The 19,038-nt window shown below is 64.4% G+C and carries 15 protein-coding genes; 5 read left to right on the plus strand and 10 right to left on the minus strand.

Annotated elements, in window-relative coordinates; genetic code table 11:
- The first annotated feature begins 59 nt into the window (after positions 1 to 59).
- On the plus strand, positions 60 to 1,133 hold the full coding sequence (locus CXY74_RS15870) for a polyprenyl synthetase family protein (RefSeq protein ID WP_233193624.1): 1,074 nt from the start codon (positions 60 to 62) through the stop codon (positions 1,131 to 1,133).
- A gap of 36 nt (positions 1,134 to 1,169) precedes the next feature.
- Here the strand turns inward: CXY74_RS15870 and CXY74_RS17775 are convergent, their stop codons facing one another.
- Positions 1,170 to 1,502: an Rv2175c family DNA-binding protein gene (locus CXY74_RS17775; protein ID WP_369827365.1), complete on the minus strand. Its 333-nt coding sequence runs from the start codon at positions 1,500 to 1,502 to the stop codon at positions 1,170 to 1,172.
- A 204-nt stretch (positions 1,503 to 1,706) separates the two neighbouring features.
- On the opposite strand from CXY74_RS17775, the gene CXY74_RS15880 reads away from it, so the two are divergent.
- The gene (locus tag CXY74_RS15880) at positions 1,707 to 3,041 is read left to right on the plus strand and encodes a LysM peptidoglycan-binding domain-containing protein (RefSeq protein ID WP_233193457.1); all 1,335 of its coding nucleotides are present in this window, start codon (positions 1,707 to 1,709) and stop codon (positions 3,039 to 3,041) included.
- Between the two features lie 91 nt (positions 3,042 to 3,132).
- Positions 3,133 to 5,115 (plus strand): Stk1 family PASTA domain-containing Ser/Thr kinase, encoded by a 1,983-nt coding sequence (pknB, locus tag CXY74_RS15885; RefSeq protein WP_104201322.1) that lies wholly within the window; start codon positions 3,133 to 3,135, stop codon positions 5,113 to 5,115.
- A gap of 80 nt (positions 5,116 to 5,195) precedes the next feature.
- Here pknB and CXY74_RS15890 read toward each other — a convergent pair whose 3' ends face one another.
- From CXY74_RS15890 to CXY74_RS15900, 3 genes are all read right to left on the minus strand, one after another.
- Positions 5,196 to 6,566, minus strand: a complete 1,371-nt coding sequence (locus CXY74_RS15890) for a class II 3-deoxy-7-phosphoheptulonate synthase (protein WP_233193458.1) — start codon at positions 6,564 to 6,566, stop codon at positions 5,196 to 5,198.
- A 100-nt stretch (positions 6,567 to 6,666) separates the two neighbouring features.
- Positions 6,667 to 7,356: a 1-acyl-sn-glycerol-3-phosphate acyltransferase gene (locus CXY74_RS15895; RefSeq protein WP_104196186.1), complete on the minus strand. Its 690-nt coding sequence runs from the start codon at positions 7,354 to 7,356 to the stop codon at positions 6,667 to 6,669.
- A gap of 86 nt (positions 7,357 to 7,442) precedes the next feature.
- Complete coding sequence (locus CXY74_RS15900; RefSeq protein ID WP_104201323.1) at positions 7,443 to 8,387, minus strand: ROK family glucokinase; 945 nt, start codon at positions 8,385 to 8,387, stop codon at positions 7,443 to 7,445.
- 175 nt (positions 8,388 to 8,562) lie between these two features.
- Between CXY74_RS15900 and CXY74_RS15905 the strand changes: the two genes are divergently transcribed.
- On the plus strand, positions 8,563 to 10,395 hold the full coding sequence (locus CXY74_RS15905) for a long-chain fatty acid--CoA ligase (protein ID WP_104201324.1): 1,833 nt from the start codon (positions 8,563 to 8,565) through the stop codon (positions 10,393 to 10,395).
- Positions 10,396 to 10,472: 77 nt separating this feature from the next.
- Here the strand turns inward: CXY74_RS15905 and def are convergent, their stop codons facing one another.
- From def to CXY74_RS15920, 3 genes are read right to left on the minus strand one after another with little or no spacing between them, the layout of a single operon-like run.
- A complete protein-coding gene (gene def / locus CXY74_RS15910; RefSeq protein WP_104201325.1) occupies positions 10,473 to 10,964 on the minus strand; it encodes a peptide deformylase in 492 nt (163 codons plus the stop codon).
- A 53-nt stretch (positions 10,965 to 11,017) separates the two neighbouring features.
- On the minus strand, positions 11,018 to 12,379 hold the full coding sequence (locus CXY74_RS15915; protein WP_233193459.1) for a MinD/ParA family protein: 1,362 nt from the start codon (positions 12,377 to 12,379) through the stop codon (positions 11,018 to 11,020).
- A gap of 35 nt (positions 12,380 to 12,414) precedes the next feature.
- Positions 12,415 to 15,819: a pyruvate carboxylase gene (locus tag CXY74_RS15920; protein ID WP_104201326.1), complete on the minus strand. Its 3,405-nt coding sequence runs from the start codon at positions 15,817 to 15,819 to the stop codon at positions 12,415 to 12,417.
- Between the two features lie 78 nt (positions 15,820 to 15,897).
- Here CXY74_RS15920 and CXY74_RS15925 point away from each other — a divergent pair, with 78 nt between their 5' ends.
- Entirely contained in the window at positions 15,898 to 16,710 is an 813-nt protein-coding gene (locus CXY74_RS15925; protein ID WP_104201327.1) for a ParA family protein, read from the plus strand.
- Between the two features lie 290 nt (positions 16,711 to 17,000).
- Here CXY74_RS15925 and CXY74_RS15930 read toward each other — a convergent pair whose 3' ends face one another.
- From CXY74_RS15930 to CXY74_RS15940, 3 genes are all read right to left on the minus strand, one after another.
- Positions 17,001 to 17,552: a MerR family transcriptional regulator gene (locus tag CXY74_RS15930; protein ID WP_104201328.1), complete on the minus strand. Its 552-nt coding sequence runs from the start codon at positions 17,550 to 17,552 to the stop codon at positions 17,001 to 17,003.
- Between the two features lie 301 nt (positions 17,553 to 17,853).
- Positions 17,854 to 18,552, minus strand: coding sequence for a MerR family transcriptional regulator (locus CXY74_RS15935; protein WP_104201549.1), 699 nt, complete (start codon positions 18,550 to 18,552; stop codon positions 17,854 to 17,856).
- Between the two features lie 35 nt (positions 18,553 to 18,587).
- Positions 18,588 to 19,022: an FHA domain-containing protein gene (locus tag CXY74_RS15940; protein ID WP_104201550.1), complete on the minus strand. Its 435-nt coding sequence runs from the start codon at positions 19,020 to 19,022 to the stop codon at positions 18,588 to 18,590.
- Positions 19,023 to 19,038: the final 16 nt, after the last annotated feature.

Below are 19,038 nucleotides of genomic sequence, written 5' to 3' on the forward strand. Positions count from 1 at the left end.
GTGTGCCTGAAAGCAAACGCCTGATCGACTTGGTTCAATCTCGCATCGACGCGTACCTCATGTCCCGCGAACCAATTGTGACTCTGATCAGCTCCGATTTGACTGCACTCGTTGACTACTCACGGCAGTTTCTCAGCGGTGGAAAACGGTTCCGAGCGCAGTTCTGTTATTGGGGAGCGCAGAGCGTTTTACCGCCTGATTCCGGCCCGGAACAGGTCCGGCCAACGACGGGCTTGACAGCCCCAGCCGGGTTGGGCGCAATTGTGTCAGCCGCCAGTGCCCTCGAAATTTTTCACGCGGCGGCGCTCGTGCACGACGACATCATCGACAATTCCGATACCCGTCGAGGTGCGCCGAGCGCCCACAAATTATTCGAACAGTTGCACGAACATGAGGGCTGGGCCGGTGACCCTGCCTCCTATGGCCGGGCGTCGGCCATTCTGCTCGGCGACCTGCTGCTGGGCTGGAGCGATGAACTGCTCGACGAGGGGCTTGAAGAGCTCGAAGATCGGGCCTCCGCCCGGCGTGCCAGGCTTGAATTCAACTTCATGCGCACCGAGGTCACGGCCGGCCAATACCTCGACATTCTCGAGGAACGCGCCTGGCTGGCCCAGCCGGAGGCGGAACTCCTCGATCGGGCCCTGCGCGTGATCGTCTACAAGTCGGCGAAGTACAGCGTTCAGGCCCCGCTCGTGATCGGCGCAGCGCTAGCGGGCGCCTCGGCCGCCCAGTTGAACTCGCTGCGTGCATTCGGCCTGCCGCTGGGCATGGCGTACCAGCTGCGCGACGACCTGCTCGGTGTGTTCGGCGACGCCGCCGTGACCGGCAAGCCAAGCGGCGACGACCTAACAGAGGGCAAGCGCACGGTGTTGATCGCGCTGGCACGGGAACGCCTGACTACCACCGACCGAGCATCGCTCGATTCACAGCTCGGTGATCCAACGCTCGATGCCGCACAGATTCGTTCCCTGCAGCAGCTCATCACAGCCAGTGGCGCCGTCGACCGAGTCGAGGCGCTCATCGAATCCCAGGTTACCGAGGCCCTGGCTGCTCTGAGCAGCGCGCCCATCGGTGCCCGTGCACGGCAGAAGTTGCTGGACCTGACCGATCGGGTGACGCGTCGAGCGTTTTGATCGGCAGTACGCCGGCCCGCTGAGTCGAACCCCTGTCTAAGCCAGGGCTTGGGCGACCCGACGCACTTCGGCCTTGCGGCCGGCCCGGAGAGCTTCGATCGGCGGCACCCCCAGGCTGTCATCGACCTCGAGTAGCCAGGTCATGGCCTGCATGTCCGTGAATCCGTCGTCGGCCAGAACGAACAGCGTGCCGCGAAGTTCGGGTACGGGAGCGCCGTCTCGCAAGAACAACGACGGAACCGACACGACGTTGTCGCGCCGGATGGCCAGGAGGTATTTGTCGTCGATCAGGTGCCGCACGCGGCTCTGGCTCATTCCGAGCAGGTTGACAAGGGCAGGAATAGTAAGCCACTCGGGCTCTGAAGACACGTCATTCACTCGTGTAGCTTCCCATGATTTGGGGCCGCGGCAAAACTTCGCGGCACTATTGAGTCGTGAACCGCCCTCTCCGGTCGCTTGATCAATTGACTCCCTCTCATAATTGTGAAAACCTCGCTGTGGGGAATGCTGCATTCGACCCGATGCTGTACTTGCTGTCTGGATTACGCGCGTGCGCACAATGAACGGAGCACCATGTCGACCAAGGTGAATACGACTATGGCGGACGCCGCGGCATCCGCCGCTCGAAATGCGACCGTTGACGAAGCAGGCAGCGTCGCCCTCTCCGGTCGTAGTTTCTTCGGTAGCGACGCCGCAGCAAAGCGGCGTGCGAAGAAGCCCAGTGACCTGCGTTCCCTTTCGGCAGCGTTGACCGTGCCAATCGTGCTGGTCAGTACCCTCGCGATCAGCCTCAACCTGGCTGCTCCAGCCCAGGCACAGGCCTTGGCCAAGAAGCCGCTCAAGTCCAAGCTCGCCGAAACCAGCCCCGTAGGAATGGTGCCCGCGGTGACCGCCACCGTGCAGGTTGCCCCTGACCGGTACTCGGTCCTGGATGGCGATACCGTGAGCGGCATCGCCGCCCGGTTCGGCCTGTCGACGGCGGTCGTGCTGGCACTGAACGGTCTCGATTCCCGGGCCCTGATCTTTCCGGGCCAGGTTTTAACCCTGGCCTCGGCGGCGGTGCCAGCCACCGTCGTGGCCGCGCCGGCAGCATCCGCCTCGTACTCGGTGCAAAGCGGCGACACCATCAGCGGCATCGCTGCCGCCCACTCACTGAAGACCGCGGACATTCTGAGTGCCAACGGACTGAACGGGCGCAGCGTCATCTACCCCGGACAGGTCATCCTCCTCGCGGCGTCTCCAGCGCTGGAGTCGGCGGCGTATGTCGTGCCGGGCACCGAGATCGCCGCAGCGACCACCCGGACCATCGCCATGGGCGAAACCATCACTGCCGTGGCTAACGCGGCCGGGGTGAGCGTGCAGGCGGTGCTCGACGCTAATGGCTTGGGCTGGTCGAGCATCATCTACCCGGGACAGGTCTTGACTCTGCCGGTCACGCCGACACCGGCATCCGTTTCGGTAGCTGCACTGATTCCCGTGGCGACGGCGGGTCTGGTGACTCCGATGACAGAGGAAATGCGGCAGAACGCGCAGACGATCGTGGCCGTTGGGCGGGGAGCCGGTGTGAGCGATGCCGGTCTCGTCGTCGCGCTGGCTGCGGCCGCCCAGGAATCCGGGCTGCGGAATGTGGACTATGGCGATCGGGATTCCCTCGGCCTGTTCCAACAGCGTCCGAGTGCCGGCTGGGGTACGCCGGAGCAGGTGATGGATCCCGTGCGGGCCAGCCTCGCCTTTTTCGGCGGCGCAAGCAACCCCAACCCGAACGTGACCCGCGGTCTGCTCGATATCGCGGGTTGGGAGTCGATGACTGTGACCCAAGCTGCCCAGGCCGTGCAGGTATCGGCCTTCCCGGACTATTACGCCAAGTGGGAAACGTCAGCGCAGGCATGGCTGTCCCAAATCGGCTAGCTTGGCAGTTGACCCTGTGGCCCCCGACTTGGCTGGCGCCCTTCTGCGCGCCGCGCGTCTTGGCCGCCGCCGAGTTCCGTAGAATCTAGGAGTGAGCGTTCCTGCGACCGACCCGATGATAGGCCGTCTTATTGACGGCCGGTATCAAGTGCGCTCGCGCATTGCGCGCGGCGGCATGGCCACGGTCTATCTGGCCACCGATCTGCGCCTCGAACGCCGGGTCGCGATCAAGATCATGCATGGCCATCTCGCTGACGACAGCGCGTTCAAGGTCCGGTTCATTCAGGAGGCCAGGTCGGCCGCCCGCCTCGCCCACCCCAACGTCGTGAACGTTTTCGACCAGGGTCAGGACGCGGACATGGCCTATCTCGTGATGGAGTATCTTCCCGGAATCACCCTTCGGGACCTGCTGAAGGATTACGGTCACCTCACCCCCGAGCAGACGCTCGATATTCTCGAAGCCGTGCTCAGCGGGCTGGCGGCCGCCCACAAGGCGGGCATCGTGCACCGCGACGTCAAGCCCGAGAACGTGCTGCTCGCCGATGACGGCCGCATCAAGATCAGCGATTTCGGCCTGGCGCGCGCGGTCAACAACAACACTGCGGCCGGCCAGGCCCTGCTCGGAACCATCGCCTATCTTTCTCCCGAGCTCGTCACCCGCGGTATCGCGGATGCACGCAGCGACATCTATGCCCTCGGCATCATGACCTTCGAAATGCTCACCGGTGAGCAACCCTATGTGGGCGAGGCACCGATGCAGATTGCCTACCAGCACGCCAACGACACCGTGCCGATGCCGAGCAGCAAGGTCGCCTCCGTTCCCCGCGAACTCGACGAACTCGTGCTCTGGGCTACTGCGCGCGACCCAGAAGATCGTCCCCGAGACGCCAGGGTCATGCTCGATCAACTGCATGACGTGAGCGTGCTGGTACGCGACGGTACTCAGGAATTGGCTTTGCAGTCGACCATGGTGCTGCCCGCCAGCCTGCGCACCGGCGCGAACGCGGTCGCGGATGCCGAAACGCAGGTTCTCGACGCCAAGCTCGCTTCCACAAGACCTCCCGCCGCGACCTTGCTCGGTCTTCACCCGGTCGGCACCGGTCCGGTCGATCCGCCCGACAGCGGCGACCTGCTGACCCAGAAAGCACATAAGCGCAAGCGCCGCGGGTTCTGGCTTTTCGCCCTCGTTATTCTCATCGCCGCTGCCCTCGGCGGTACCGGTTGGTATTTCGGCTCGGGGCCCGGGTCAGACGTGTCCGTCCCGAACTTCGCGTCGGACTCCCCCGAGGCCGCGTCGACGCAGTTGACCGAACTCGGTCTCATCCCAAAGCTCGGCGGCGCATTTAGCGCCACGATCGCCGAGGGACTCGTCATCGGCACCGATCCGGATACCGGCAGCCGGGTTCCGCAAGACAGCACCGTCACGATCATCGTCTCCCAGGGCCTGCAGCCCATCACGCTGCCCACCCTGGCCGGTTTGACGCAGGAGGCGGCATCAGCTGCCATCACCGATCTGAACGCCGTGGTGGGCAGCGTCGATCCGGTCTTCAGCGGCGATGAGGCCGAGGGATCACTCATTTCGGCGAGCAAGGAATCTGATGGCGCCGACCTATCGGCCGGCGGCGAGTACTTCGAAGGCCTGACCGTGAATCTCGTCGTGTCGCTCGGGTCCATTCCCAACGTCGACGGCAAGACCGTGGCCGAGGCCACCGACATTCTGGTCGGCAAGAACCTGCTCGTGGTCTCGGGTGAGCAGACGTACAGCGACACGATCGCGGAGGGCGACGTCATTGCCGCGCAGGTGCCCGAGGGCACCATCCGCGCGGGCGCTACCCTCACCCTGGTCATCTCCCGCGGTCCAGAGCCGGTCACAGTACCCAATGTCGTCGGCATGTCCTGGACCGACGGCAAGAACGCCCTGACCGCGCTCGGCTTTAAACTGACCTACAACCCGGGCGCGGATGCACCGATCTACTCCTCGCTCATTCAAGTAGCGTCGACGGATCCAGCAGCTGGTACGTCATTGCCGAAGGGCAGCACGATATCGCTCAAGCCGACGAACCCGTTCGGCTGATCCCGGGCCCACCTTACGTCCGTGGGCCCAGTTTATAAACTGGGCCCACGGACGGGGCCCGGGCCCCGTCCGAAAAGGGGCTAGCGGGCGGCGAGCTCCTCGGCCACCAGGAAGGCCAGCTCGAGGGACTGCATGTGGTTGAGGCGCGGGTCGCAGAGCGACTCGTACCGGGTCGCCAGAGCGGCCTCGTCGATGTGCTCGGAACCACCGAGGCACTCGGTGACGTCGTCGCCAGTGAGCTCGACATGGATTCCACCGGGGTGAGTTCCAACGGCACGGTGTGCCTCGAAGAAGCCCTTGACCTCGTCGACGACGTCGTCGAAACGACGCGTCTTGTAACCGGTCGGCGTGGTGACACCGTTGCCATGCATCGGGTCGCTGACCCACAGCGGCGTTGCTTCGCTGGCCTTGATGGCCTCGAGCAGCGGCGGCAGGGCGTCGCGTACCTTGCCGGCGCCCATGCGGGTGATGAAAGTCAGGCGACCGGGTTCGCGGTTCGGGTCGAGCTTGTCAACGAGTCGCAACATGTCGTCCGTCGAGGTGGTCGGGCCAAGCTTGACGCCAATCGGGTTGCGTACGCGCGACAAAAAGTCCACGTGTGCGCCGTCGAGGTCGCGGGTGCGTTCGCCGATCCAGATGAAGTGGGCCGAGGTGTTGTATGGCGTTCCGGTGCGCGAGTCGATACGGGTCATCGGCCGCTCGTAGTCCATCAGCAGGCCCTCATGGCTGGTGTAGAACTCGGTGCGCCGCATGGCCTCGAAGTCAGCGCCACAGGCGATCATGAACTTGATCGCGCGGTCGATCTCCTTGGCAACTTTTTCGTACTGCTGGTTGGCCGGGTTAGCGGCAAAACCCTGATTCCAGCTATGCACCTGGCGCAGGTCAGCAAAGCCACCCTGCGTGAACGCGCGAATGAGATTGAGGGTCGAAGCTGACGTGTGGTACGCCTTGACCAGCCGGTCTGGGTCGGCCTCGCGCGACTCGGGCGTGAACGGGTACCCGTTGACGATATCGCCGCGGTAAGCCGGAAGCGTCACGTCGCCGCGCGTCTCAAAGTCGCTCGAGCGGGGCTTAGCGAACTGTCCGGCCATGCGCCCCATCTTGATCACCGGCATCGAGGCACCATAGGTGAGCACGACGGCCATCTGCAGCACGGTTTTCACGCGATTGCGGATCTGATCGGCCGTGGCGCCGTTGAAGGTCTCGGCGCAGTCGCCGCCCTGCAGCAGAAAACCCTGCCCGCCGGCGGCCTGAGCGAGCCGGTCGCGCAGAATGTCGACCTCACCGGCGAAAACCAGCGGCGGCTGGGTCGCCAGCTCGGCGGATGCCGCCGCCACCTTGGCCGCGTCGGGCCAGGTCGGCTGCTGCTTGATCGGCAGCGTGCGCCAGTGGTCGAGTCCCGTGATGACAGAGGCTTCTGCGGCAACGATGGGCTCGGTGGGGTCTACCACGGGATGGTTCCTGTTTTCTCTGCTGGGCCGTACAACGTGTACCGACCCGAAATGGATGAGGTGCTGCACCGCCATAATCGCGGACAGCACTTCAGGCAGCTTATCGCGAAAGGCTGGCCCGCTTTTCCTTGACCGAGGAAGCGTAGACGTCGACGTACTCCTGCGTGCTCAGTCGCTGCAACTCATACATGAGCTCATCGGTGACGCTGCGTAGGACGAACCGGTCCCCCGCCATGCCCGCGAACCGGGTGAAGTCGAGCGGTTTGCCGATCACGATCCCGATGCGACGCACCCGGGGAACGCGCGTGCCGGTCGGCATGGCCTTCTCGGTATCGATCATGGCCACCGGAATGACCGTCACGCCCGATTCCAACACCATGCGGGCCACACCGGTACGTCCGCGATAGAGGCGGGCGTCGGGGCTGCGGGTGCCCTCGGGATAGATGCCGAGGATGCGGCCCTCGCCGAGCACTCGCAGGCCGGTGTTCAGCGAGTCCTCCGAGGCCTTACCGCCGGAGCGATCGATGGGGAGCTGCCCCGCCGCGGTGAGAAACTGCCGCGTGGCCCAGCCCTTGAGACCCGTGCCGGTGAAATAGTCGCTCTTGGCGAGAAATGCCACACGACGCGGTACGACAAGCGGCAGAAACACCGAGTCGATGAACGACAGGTGGTTGCTGGCTAAAATCACCGGACCGGTTCTCGGAATGTTCTCCAGGCCGATGATCCACGGGCGAAACAGCGAGAGCAACAACGGGCCGATGACGATGTTCTTCATGACCCAATAGAACATTCGCACTCCTTCATCCGACCTCGAAAGCTTAGTCCGCCTGCCACAGCAAAGCGGATGCCGCGCCCAGCCCCGCCCACGGCATCCGCTCAGCGCACCGCGTGTATTCGGGCGAGGTCGGCCGCGCCGACCACACCGGCGTCATTGACGAGCTGGGCAATGGCGAACTCCGCTTCCGGATGGTAGCCGCGGGCGGGGAGAAAATCGAGGTAGGCCGCGCGAATCGGCTCGAGCAACAGGTCGCCAGCCGCGGCCACTCCCCCGCCGAACACGAACACCTGCGGATCGAGCACGGCGCCCAGGCTGGCGCAGGCTTGCCCGAGGGCACCGCCCAACTGACGCAGGGCCGCGAGAGCACCGCCGTCGCCGTCTTGAATCAGCCGCCCTACCTCTTTGCCGGTGAGTTTGCCGCGTCGCTCACGGGCACCGGCCAGGCCCAAGCCGATACCGCCGGCATCGGCGAATTCGTTGGCGATCCGCAGCAGCGCCCGACCTGAGCCGTACTGCTCCAGGCAGCCATGGGCTCCGCAGCCACAGGGAAGCCCGTCCGGAACGACCCGGAGGTGCCCCAGTTCGGCGCCCGCGCCGAAGCCTCCGCGGAACAAGGCGTTGCCCGTCACGATCGCGCCGCCCACGCCTGTACCGACAGTCAGGGTGACCATGTCGGTGTACGCGCGACCGGCACCGAAGCGAAACTCCGCCCAGCCGGCCGCGTTGGCATCGTTTTCGATGATGATGGGCAGATCGAGTCGAGCCTCGAGCTTGTCGCGGAACGGCTCATTGCGCCAGCTGATATTCGGTGCGTAGTACACGGTCGACTGGGCGGAGTCGATGAAACCGGCGGCAGCGACCCCGGCAGCGACGACGTCTTCGCCCTCGGACAGCGCCAGCACCATCGCCACGACAGCATCTTCGATCTCATCCGGGTGACCCGGCGTCGTCGGCTGCCGGTCAGACCGGATGATGGTCCCCGCCTCGTCGACCAGCGCTCCGGCAATCTTGGTGCCCCCGATATCGATACCTATGGCGTGCACGGGCCACCTTTCTTTCTCGGCCTGAGAAAAAGCTGCGTCCGTCTGCCGGACCGCCACGCAGGACACCGTCTAGAGTGTACTAAACCAGTTTGCCGCTGGACGAAACACCCGCTCACCGAAGGATTCTCTCGCGACTGCGCAGTGGGCACGTTCAGCCGGTACCAAAGGAGTTGCCGTGAAACAGTTTGATATGCCCGCCGTCGTTCCCGCCGATCCTGGCGCCAACATCACTGATCTTCTGATGGATCGTCTGACCGCGACTCCCGATCTGGCACTGTTTTCGCTGCCACGTGACGGCCAGTGGCTTCCCGTCACCACTCGGGAATTTCATGCGCAGGTCGTGGCGCTGGCCAAGGGCTTTACTGCCGCCGGCATTGAGCCCGGCGACAAGATCGGGCTTATCTGCAAGACCCGCTACGAGTGGACCCTGATCGACTTCGCGGTATGGTTCGCCGGGGCAATTCTGGTGCCCGTCTACGAGACCAGCTCACCCAAACAGGTGCAGTGGAACCTGAGCGACTCCGGCGCCATGGCGGTCATCGTCGAAACCGCCGATCACTTCGCCCGCTTCGATGAGGTGCATCCGGAGCTGCCCGACATCCGCTCGGTCTGGCAGATCGATCTGGGCGACCTCGACAAGCTCGTCGCCGGGGGCGTCGTCGTGACGGATGCGGAAATCGAACGCCGCCGTAATCTCGCCGTGGGCGATGATATGGCGACCCTCATCTACACTTCCGGTTCGACCGGCAAGCCCAAGGGCTGCGTGCTCACCCACGCGAACTTTCTCGAGACCAGCCGCAATGCCGCGGTCGCGCTCAAGGAGGTACTGGTTCACCCCGAAGGCGCCTCGACCCTCTTGTTCATCACCACCGCCCACGTCTTCGCGCGTTTCATCTCGGTCTTGTGCGTGCACGCGGGGGTGCGGGTCGGCCACCAGGGCGACACCAAGACGCTCCTGGCCGCGCTGGGCAGCTTTCAACCGACCTTTCTGCTCGCGGTACCTCGGGTCTTCGAAAAGGTCTACAACTCGGCCCAGCAGAAGGCCATCGCCGGCGGCAAGGGCAAAATCTTCGATGCCGCCGCGCATGTGGCGGTCGAGCATTCCCAGTTGGTGCAGGCGGGAACATCGATTCCGCTCGGGATGAAGATCAAATTCGCGCTGTTCGACAAGCTGGTTTACAGCAAATTGCGTGCCGCCATGGGCGGCAAGGTCGTCTGGGCAGTCTCCGGCTCTGCCCCGCTCGGCGCGCACCTCGGTCACTTCTTCAAGAGCCTCGGCATCGTCATTCTGGAGGGCTACGGCCTGACCGAAACGACTGCCCCCGCCAATGTGGGCCTGGCTACGCGGGCCAAGATCGGCACCGTCGGACCCCCACTGCCCGGCGTCTCGGTGCGCGTCATGGACGACGGCGAGATCGAGGTCAAGGGCGTCAACGTTTTCAAGGAGTACTGGAATAACCCACAGTCCACCGCAGACACCTTTCACGACGGCTGGTTGAGGACCGGCGACATCGGCGACTTTGATTCCGACGGCTATCTCACCATCACCGGGCGTAAGAAAGAGATCATCGTCACAGCCGGTGGCAAAAACGTGGCACCGGCCGCCCTGGAAGACCCCATTCGCGCAAATCCGCTCATCAGCCAGGTCATCGTTGTGGGCGACCAAAAGCCGTTCATCGGCGCGCTCATCACCCTCGACCCCGACATGCTGCCGGTCTGGCTCAACAACAACCACGAGGATGCCGGCATGTCGCTCGCGCAGGCATCCGTCAACAAAGCCGTGCTCGCCGAAGTCCAGCGAGCGGTCGACCATGCCAACGAGGCAGTGTCGCGGGCGGAGTCGATTCGCAAATTCACGGTGCTCGCTCTTGAGCTCACCGAGGACAGCGGGCACCTGACGCCGAAAATGAGCATCAAGCGCAACATTATTCTGCGAGATTTCGCCGGCGAGATCGACGCCATGTATTCGGGGGCGCCGGTGACCGAGGGCATCTCGCTGCGCGAGTAACGTGGCCGCTGGGCTCCGCCCGCGCGCTCATTTCACAGGCACTCAAGACTTCGCCCGGTCAACCTGTGGTTGCAGGGCTAAAACCAGGTGGACTCCCGGATTTCCTTCATCGCGGCCTTGCGGTTGATTTTGTCGAGGCGGTCGATGTAGAGAAAGCCGTCGAGGTGATCGGTTTCGTGTTGGAGGGCCTGCGCCATGATGCCGGTACCGGAGAGTTCGACCGGATTGTTGTCGAGGTCGATGCCGGTGACTCGGGCGAACGGGTAGCGCTTGGTGGGGTACCAGAGGCCGGGAACGGAGAGGCAGCCCTCGTCGACGAGTTCAGGCTCGCCGGAGAGTTCGACGACCGTGGGGTTGAGAATGTAGCCGATGACGCCGTCGACGTTGTAGCTGAAGGCGCGCAGGTTGATTCCGATCTGCGACGCGGCAACGCCGGCCCGACCGGGCAGTCGCACGCTGTCGATCAAGTCCTGTACGAGACCGCGTACCCGGTCGTCGATCCCGTTGATGGGATCGGAGACGGTCTTCAGCACCGGATCTCCGAAGAGACGGATCTGGCGTTCGGGCACGGGGAAACTCCTCGGTAGGGCGGCTGGTGAACGGCGAGTGAGTCGGCGGCCGGTTAGAGGTTGCGGTCGGCGGGGAGGCCCTCAACGACGAGTTCGGCAAGGGTGCGTGCGGCCAGCCGGGTGATCGGCTTCAGGTCCTTGTACGACACGACGCTGCCGGCGGCGAGTTGCGGGTCGTAGGGAATCCGCACGATTTCGCGCACGCGGGAGCGAAAGTGCGCCTCGATTTCTTCAAGCCGAACCAGATTGGTGCCCTGGGTGGCAGTGTTGATCGCGACGATCGCGTTGCGCACCAGCTCACCGTATCCGTTTGCTTCAAGCCAGGTGAGCGTCTCAGAGGCCAAACGTGCCTCGTCGACGCTGCCGCCGGAGACGATCACGATGGAGTCGGCGCGCTGCAGCGTAGCTCGCATGACCGAATGCACGATGCCGGTGCCGCAGTCGGTGAGCGCGATCGAGTAGTACCGGGCGGCCAGATCGGCGACGACGTTGTAGTCGTTCTCATCGAATGCTTCCGAGAGCAACGGGTCGGTGTCGGAGGCGAGAATGTCGAGGCGGGTCTCGTCGCGGGAGACCAGAGAGGAGAAGTCGGTGAAATTGCCGATCGACGCGGCCTTCGAGACGACGTCGCGAACGGTCGAGCGTGTCTGCTTGCTGACGCGTTCGGACAGTGTGCCGCGGTCGGGGTTGGCGTCGATGGCAATAATGCGGTCGTCGCGGGCGTCGGCCAAGGCCATACCGAGCAGGGTCGTGACGGTGGTCTTGCCCACGCCACCCTTGCGGGTGAGGATCGGCACGAATCGCGTACCGCCGTCAAACTGGCGACGAATACGCTCATCCATTTCTTTATACGCCCGCACCTTGGCGGAGTCACCGAGGTTGACCAGGTGCAGCGTCAGCGCATAGACAAATTCAGGCCAGACGCCCTGCGGCGCTTTGCGGGTCTTGCGGTTGACCGCGAGCAGGCGATCAGACGTGAGCATGGACGCGGACTCGGGGGCTGTGCTGTTTTCGGTGCGGATGCGTTCGCGCCGGACAGAGGAGGCAGCATCCGCTCGTGAAAGTGATTCGATGGCAAAACTGGCGCCGCCTGCTCGGGTCGGCGCTGGCGTTGAGATTTCGACGGTGTGCGTGGACGGGGCCGACACGATGCGCGTTGTCTCGGTTCCGTTGCCCGCTACCAAAGACGGCCGAACGGCTGCAGCCACCGAGCGGCGAGGCCCGAACGTCACCTCGATCGGAACGCTCAGGCTCTCGGGCAATGACGCGGCGAGGTTGTCGATCGTGTGCGGCGGTAGCTCACTGTGGTAGTCGTCACCCTGCGTGTCGAAACTATCGCGCTCGTCGCGGGTTCGCTTTGCGGCAGACACCGGGCGGGCAGGAGCGCTCTGGTCGTCAGTACGTTTGTCTGGCACGGTACATCCTCAACTGGTCGATATCGGCATTAATCTTAGCGTGGACGCACCGTCAAGAGCAGATCGCCCGCATCGACCTGCTGGGTGAGCGGGATGGCGACGCGTTCGATGGTCCCGGCGATGGGCGAGGTGATCGCCGCTTCCATCTTCATGGCTTCGATCGAAGCGACGCTTTGGCCAGCTTCGACGTGCGCGCCCTCCTCGACTTGCAGGGTGACCACGCCGGAGAAGGGTGCGGCGATCTGGCCGGGCTGGTTGGCATCAGCTTTCTCGGCGGCCTTGGTCTGCACGGTGATGCTGGTGTCACGCACGAACACCGGGCGCAGCTGACCGTTGAGAATGGTCATAACGGTACGCATGCCCTTGTCGTCGGCTTCACCGATCGCTTCGAGGCCCACGTAGAGCCGCACGCCCTTGGCGATTTCGACGGCGTGCTCCTGGCCCTGCTGAAGGCCGTAGAGGTAGTCGACGGTATCGACAACCGAGAGGTCGCCGTAGCTCTCCCTGACTTGTTGGAACTGGCGGGTCGGCGCGGGGAACAACAACTGGTTGAGCATCGCGCGACGTTCGAGGCTCGAGGCGCCGAGCGCGGCGCGCTCCCCCGCGGTGATCTCGGTGACGCCGACGCGCACTTCACGTCCCGCGAGTACCTTGGTGCGAAACGGCTCGGGCCAGCCACCGGGCAGGTCCCCGAGCTCGCCCGCCATAAAGCCGATGACCGAGTCGGGGACATCGTAGTTGCCCGGGTTTTGCTCGAAATCGGCCGGATCGGCCTTCACAGCGGCCAGGTACAGGGCGAGGTCACCGACCACCTTCGACGAGGGAGTGACCTTGGGCACCCGGCCGAGGATGCTGTTCGCGGCGGTATACATGTCTTCGATGAGTTCGAAGTGGTCGGCGAGCCCGAGCGCGACGGCCTGGGTGCGCAGGTTCGACAGCTGGCCGCCTGGAATCTCGTGCGAGTACACCCGGCCGGTCGGTGCCGACAGACCCGATTCGAACGGGGCGTAGAGGGTGCGCACAGCTTCCCAGTAGGGCTCGAGGTCAGTCGTGGCCCGGAGCGAAATACCCGTGTCGCGTTCGGTGTGGGCGAGAGCGGCTACGAGGGAGGATGCCGACGGCTGGCTGGTCGTGCCGGCCATGGGAGCGGATGCCACGTCGACAGCGTCGGCGCCGGCCCGGGCTGCGGCCAGCAGCGTCGCGAGCTGGCCACCCGGAGTGTCGTGGGTGTGCACGTGCACGGGCAGGTCGAAGCGTTCCCGGAACGCCGCCACGAGCTTCTCGGCGGCGCTCGGCCGGAGCAACCCGGCCATGTCCTTGATGCCGATCACGTGGGCGCCGCTTTCGACGATCTGATCGGCCAGGCGCAGGTAGTAGTCCAGGGTGTAGAGCTTTTCGGCCGGGTCGAGCAAATCGCCGGTGTAGCAGACGGCCACCTCGGCCAGCGCTGTGCCGGTAGCAAGCACGGCGTCGATAGCCGGCCGCATCTGCGACACGTCGTTCAGGGCATCGAAGATGCGGAAGATGTCTACACCCGTGGCGGTCGCCTCGCGCACAAACGCGTCGGTGACCTCGGTCGGGTACGGGGTGTAGCCCACAGTGTTGCGGCCGCGCAGCAGCATCTGCAGGTTGATGTTCGGCAGGGCCTCGCGCAGGCTCGCAAGGCGCTCCCAGGGGTCTTCGCCAAGAAACCGCAGCGCCACGTCGTAGGTGGCGCCGCCCCAGGCTTCGACCGAGAGCAGCTGCGGCGTCAGCCGGGCGACATAGGGCGCCACGGCCACGAGGTCCTTGGTGCGTACCCGTGTCGCCAGCAGCGACTGGTGCGCGTCCCGGAAGGTGGTGTCGGTCACGGCCAGCGCAGTCTGCGCGCGCAAAGAGGCGGCGAAACGGGTCGGACCGAGCAGTTGCAGCTTCTGTCGGGAACCGTCGGGGGCTGGCTGGGTGATGTCAAGCTCTGGCAGCTTGTCTCGCGGGTGCACCGTGGTCGGCGGCGCGCCGTTGGGCTGGTTGACGGTGACCTCAGCCAGCCAGGTGAGAATCTTGGTGCCACGGTCCTTGGACTCGCGGCCGCGCAGCAGCTCCGGGCGCTCGTCGATGAACGAGGTACTGAGGTCGCCGGCCGCGAAGTCCGCATCGTCGAGCACGGCCTGCAGGAACGAAATATTGGTGGAGACGCCGCGGATGCGGAACTCGGCCAGCGCGCGCTTGGACCGCACGACGGCGGCCGCATAGTCGCGGCCTCGGCAGGTGAGTTTGGCGAGCATCGAGTCGAAGTGCGGGCTGATCTGCGCGCCCGTGTTGATCGTTCCACCATCCAGGCGGATGCCGGCGCCGCCGGGTGAACGATAGGTGGTGATTTTACCGGTGTCGGGGCGGAACCCGGCCGCGGGGTCTTCGGTTGTGATGCGGCACTGCAGGGCCGCGCCGCGCAGGCGGATCTCCCCCTGGGTCAGACCGATCTGTTCGAGGGTCTCCCCCGCCGCGATGCGCATTTGTGCCTGCACGAGGTCGACATCGGTGACCTCCTCGGTCACGGTGTGCTCAACTTGAATGCGCGGGTTCATTTCGATGAAGACGTGCTGCCCGGCGCGTTCCCCGACGGTGTCGAGCAGAAACTCGACGGTCCCGGCGTTGACGTAGCCGATCGACCGGGCGAACTTGATGGCGTCAGCGTAGAGCTGAACCCGAATTTCATCGCTCAGGTTCGGCGCCGGAGCGATTTCGATCACTTTCTGGTGCCGACGCTGCACCGAACAGTCACGCTCGAACAGGTGCACGGTCTCGCCGGAGGCGTCCGCCAGAATCTGCACCTCGATGTGACGGGGCCGCAGCACCGCAGCCTCCAGGAACATCGTCGGGTCACCGAAGGCACTGGTGGCCTCACGCATGGCCTCTTCAAGCGCTCCCCGCAACTCGCTTTTCTTCGCAACCCGGCGCATGCCACGGCCGCCACCGCCGGCGACGGCCTTGGCAAAAATGGGAAAGCCGATCTCATCGGCCTGGCTGATCAAGAGTTCGACATCGGTCGACGGCTGCGTCGACTTCAATACCGGTACGCCGGCCGCGATGGCGTGTTCCTTTGCGGTGACCTTGTTACCGGCCATTTCGAGTACGTCAGCGCCCGGGCCGATGAACGTGATGCCGGCAGCGGCGGCTGCATCGGCGAGTTCCGGGTTCTCCGACAGAAATCCGTAGCCGGGGTAGATGGCGTCGGCGCCGCATTCCTGGGCAACCCGGATGATTTCACTCACGTCGAGATAGGCCCGAACCGGATGCCCCACCTCACCAATCTGGTAGGCCTCATCCGCCTTCAGGCGGTGCAATGAATTGCGATCCTCGAACGGAAACACCGCCACGGTCTTTGCTCCGAGCTCGTAAGCCGCGCGCATGGCACGGATCGCGATCTCGCCGCGGTTGGCAACAAGGATTTTTTCAAACATGCAAGCCTTTCGAGGGCGTACGTGGCGCACAGCTAACGGTTAGGTTCTCTAACACTAGTGAAGGTAACGTTGTTACTCATGCACGTACTCAGCGTAAGTTCCCTTAAGGGTGGTGTCGGCAAGACCACTGTGACCCTTGGTCTGGCTTCCGCTGCCTTCGCCCGTGGCGTGCGAACACTCGTCGTGGATCTCGATCCGCAATCCGATGTGTCCACCGGCATGGATATCCAGGTGGCCGGTCATTTGAATGTTGCCGATGTCCTCGGTTCGCCCAAAGAAAAGACGGTTCGCGCGGCGATCGCCCCGAGCGGATGGACCCGCAACCGCCCAGGCACCATCGACGTCATGATCGGCAGCCCGTCGGCGATCAATTTTGACGGGCCACACCCGAGCATTCGCGATATCTGGAAACTCGAAGAAGCGCTCTCAACGATCGAGAAAGACTATGAGCTCGTGCTCATCGACTGTGCTCCCTCCCTGAATGCCCTCACGCGCACCGCCTGGGCCGCGAGCGACCGTGTCGCCGTCGTCACCGAGCCCGGCCTGTTCTCGGTCGCTGCTGCCGACCGTGCGCTGCGTGCTATCGAAGAGATTCGTCGTGGTCTGAGCCCTCGCCTTCAGCCGCTCGGCATCATCGTGAATCGGTCCCGTTCGGCTTCGCTCGAACACCAGTTCCGCATCAAAGAATTGCGCGACATGTTCGGGCCGCTCGTGCTGAGCCCGCAGCTGCCGGAGCGCACGTCTTTGCAGCAGGCGCAGGGCGCCGCAAAGCCCCTGCACATCTGGCCGGGTGACAGTGCGCTCGAAATGGCCGGCTACTTCGACCAGCTGCTCGACCGGGTGCTGCGTACAGCGCGCATCGGTGAGTACGCCGAGGCTCCAGCGGTCTAAAGGATTTCTCCTTCGGCCCTGCGGGGTCGATGAGTCGGGCCTCGGCCTGTGCGGGTTTTGGGGGCAATTCACCGTGGGCATGTTGTCTTCGCGTCCCATGACGCTTGCACGGCCGCCTCGCGGCCTGGCACAACAGCGTTTGCCAACGGAGCACAGGAACCGTTGCCTGAAGGCGCGAACGCGGCGTGATGAACGCGCGCTGATGAACGCGGGGCGCCGAGCGCTGAGTTGGGGAGCGAATGACAGGTTGCAGTCGCGCGCCGTGCTGCGCCCAAGCGAGGGCGGTGGCGCTAGGAGATTTTGCGGGTGCTCCGGCGGGTGGCGAGCTCGTCGGCGGAGTCAACGGCCTGCACGTCGAGTTCGACCAGGCTCGTTTCTACCTCGCGGAGCACTTTGCCCACGGCAATGCCGAAGACGCCCTGGCCACGGCTGACGAGGTCGATGACCTCGTCGTTCGAGGTGCACAGGTAGACACTCGCGCCATCGCTCATCAGCGTGGTCTGCGCGAGGTCACTGACGCCCGATTCGCGCAGTTGGTTGACCGCCGTGCGAATCTGCTGAAGGGAGATGCCCGTGTCGAGCAGCCGCTTGACGAGCTTGAGTACGAGGATGTCACGGAAGCCGTAGAGGCGCTGTGAGCCGGAACCAGCCGCCCCGCGCACTGTGGGCTCCACCAGGCCCGTACGGGCCCAGTAGTCGAGCTGACGGTAGCTGATGCCGGCCGCGCGCGCAGCGACAGCACCGCGGTAGCCGCAGTTCTCATCAAGCTCGGGCATGCCATCGGTGAACAGCAGTCCCAACGAGTAACGCGAAGCGTCAGCGTCAGGCTTGAGCTCACTCATGGGGGTTGCCTTTCGGAGGTTACGTGGTGCCGTGACTGCTAGCTGCAGTGAAGCAAGCCTGGATCACTGTGGTGCTGAAGTGACTGTGGTGCTGAAGTGACTCATGCGGTTCAGCTGGTGATGCGAAAACAATTTGCTGTGCTTCGCTCTCTCTACGCTACCGAGGCAAAGACCGTGCGCGCTGACATTCGCGTAATGGTTTTGGCGTGTCGATCGAGTACAGGCAGACGCGCAGACGCGCAGACGAGCGATTGCACCATACGGGCGGCAGCCCAGCCGTGCGCCTGCGCCAGTCTACGACCTACTGGGTCAGTCGGCCCAGTGCTGACCGAATCAGGCTGCCGCGAATAATCTCGAGCTGCCCGGCAATCTCGACGGCCATTTCAGCCGCCTTCGCCCGGCTGGAGGCATCTTTGCGGCGGGAGAGCGGTACGAGCGCGCTTTCAATGAGGCCGAGTTCGCGTTCAGCAGCCCCGCGAAAGCCCCGAAGATGCCGTGGCTCGATCCCGCTGCGTTGCAGTTCGACGAGGGCGCGCAACACGTGCAGCACGCCGTCGCCGTAGTATTCGGCGGGCAGAATGATTGATGCGGATACAGCGTCGTGCAGCAAAGTGGCAGAGGCTCCGGCCTCGCGCAGCAAGTCGTCGCGGGTCAAACGTCGCAGCGTGCCCAGCATTGACGGCCCGGGAGTGGTTCCGCCCGGCAGCACTGGCGCCAGCCCGGCATCCAGATCAGAAAGATAGGAGCGGATGACTTTCAACGGCAGATAATGATCTCGCTGCATCGACAGGATCAGTCTCAGGCGATCGACATCGCTGGCGCAAAATTTACGATAACCGGATTCCGTGCGAGCCGGCGCGACGAGGCCCTGTTCCTCGAGGAAGCGCAGTTTCGACGGGGTCAGATCGGTGAATTCCGGGGTGAGTCGGGCGAGCACCTGTCCGATACTCAGCAGCGGCGCTGATCCCGCAGCTTGCCCGTGAGCTGCTGACGAAGACACAGGCACGGAACGAGCCTGGGCGGAGTTTGCCGCCACTACTCGCTCGTCGCGCGCACGAGGTCGAGGCGCGAAGCGTAGAAGGTGAGGCGAAACTTACCAACCTGCACCTCGGCGCCGTCGGTCAGAGCTGCCGTTTCGATCCGTTCCCCGTCGAAGTAGGTGCCGTTGAGCGAGCCGAGGTCTTTGACCGTGAACGATGTGCCGTTGCGCAAAAACTCGGCGTGTCGACGCGACACCGTGACATCGTCGAGAAAAATGTCAGCGTTGGGGTGGCGCCCAACGCTCGTGAGGTCGGCGTCGAGCAGAAAGCGGGCACCGGCATTGGGCCCGCGGCGCACGACCATGAGCGCCGACCCCGAGGGCAAAGCCGCGATGGACTCCTGCTCTTCCACGGTCACGTTGGAATCGATGAACGCGATCTGGGTGGCGAACTCTTGGCTGAAGTTCATGGTGGTGTCGGTGCTGAGCATGTCGTGAACCGTCGTC

The sequence above is a fragment of the Cryobacterium sp. Y29 genome, from assembly GCF_002929825.1.
Taxonomy (GTDB): Bacteria; Actinomycetota; Actinomycetes; order Actinomycetales; family Microbacteriaceae; genus Cryobacterium.

Coding starts and splice junctions, on each gene's coding strand:
- CXY74_RS15920 (WP_104201326.1), bottom strand. CDS start 15,819: ATGTTTGAAAAAATCCTTGTTGCCAACCGCGGCGAGATCGCGATCCGT.
- CXY74_RS15925 (WP_104201327.1), top strand. CDS start 15,898: ATGCACGTACTCAGCGTAAGTTCCCTTAAGGGTGGTGTCGGCAAGACC.
- CXY74_RS15880 (WP_233193457.1), top strand. CDS start 1,707: ATGTCGACCAAGGTGAATACGACTATGGCGGACGCCGCGGCATCCGCC.
- CXY74_RS15870 (WP_233193624.1), top strand. CDS start 60: ATGTCCCGCGAACCAATTGTGACTCTGATCAGCTCCGATTTGACTGCA.
- CXY74_RS15930 (WP_104201328.1), bottom strand. CDS start 17,552: ATGAGTGAGCTCAAGCCTGACGCTGACGCTTCGCGTTACTCGTTGGGA.
- CXY74_RS15895 (WP_104196186.1), bottom strand. CDS start 7,356: ATGTTCTATTGGGTCATGAAGAACATCGTCATCGGCCCGTTGTTGCTC.
- CXY74_RS15940 (WP_104201550.1), bottom strand. CDS start 19,022: ATGCTCAGCACCGACACCACCATGAACTTCAGCCAAGAGTTCGCCACC.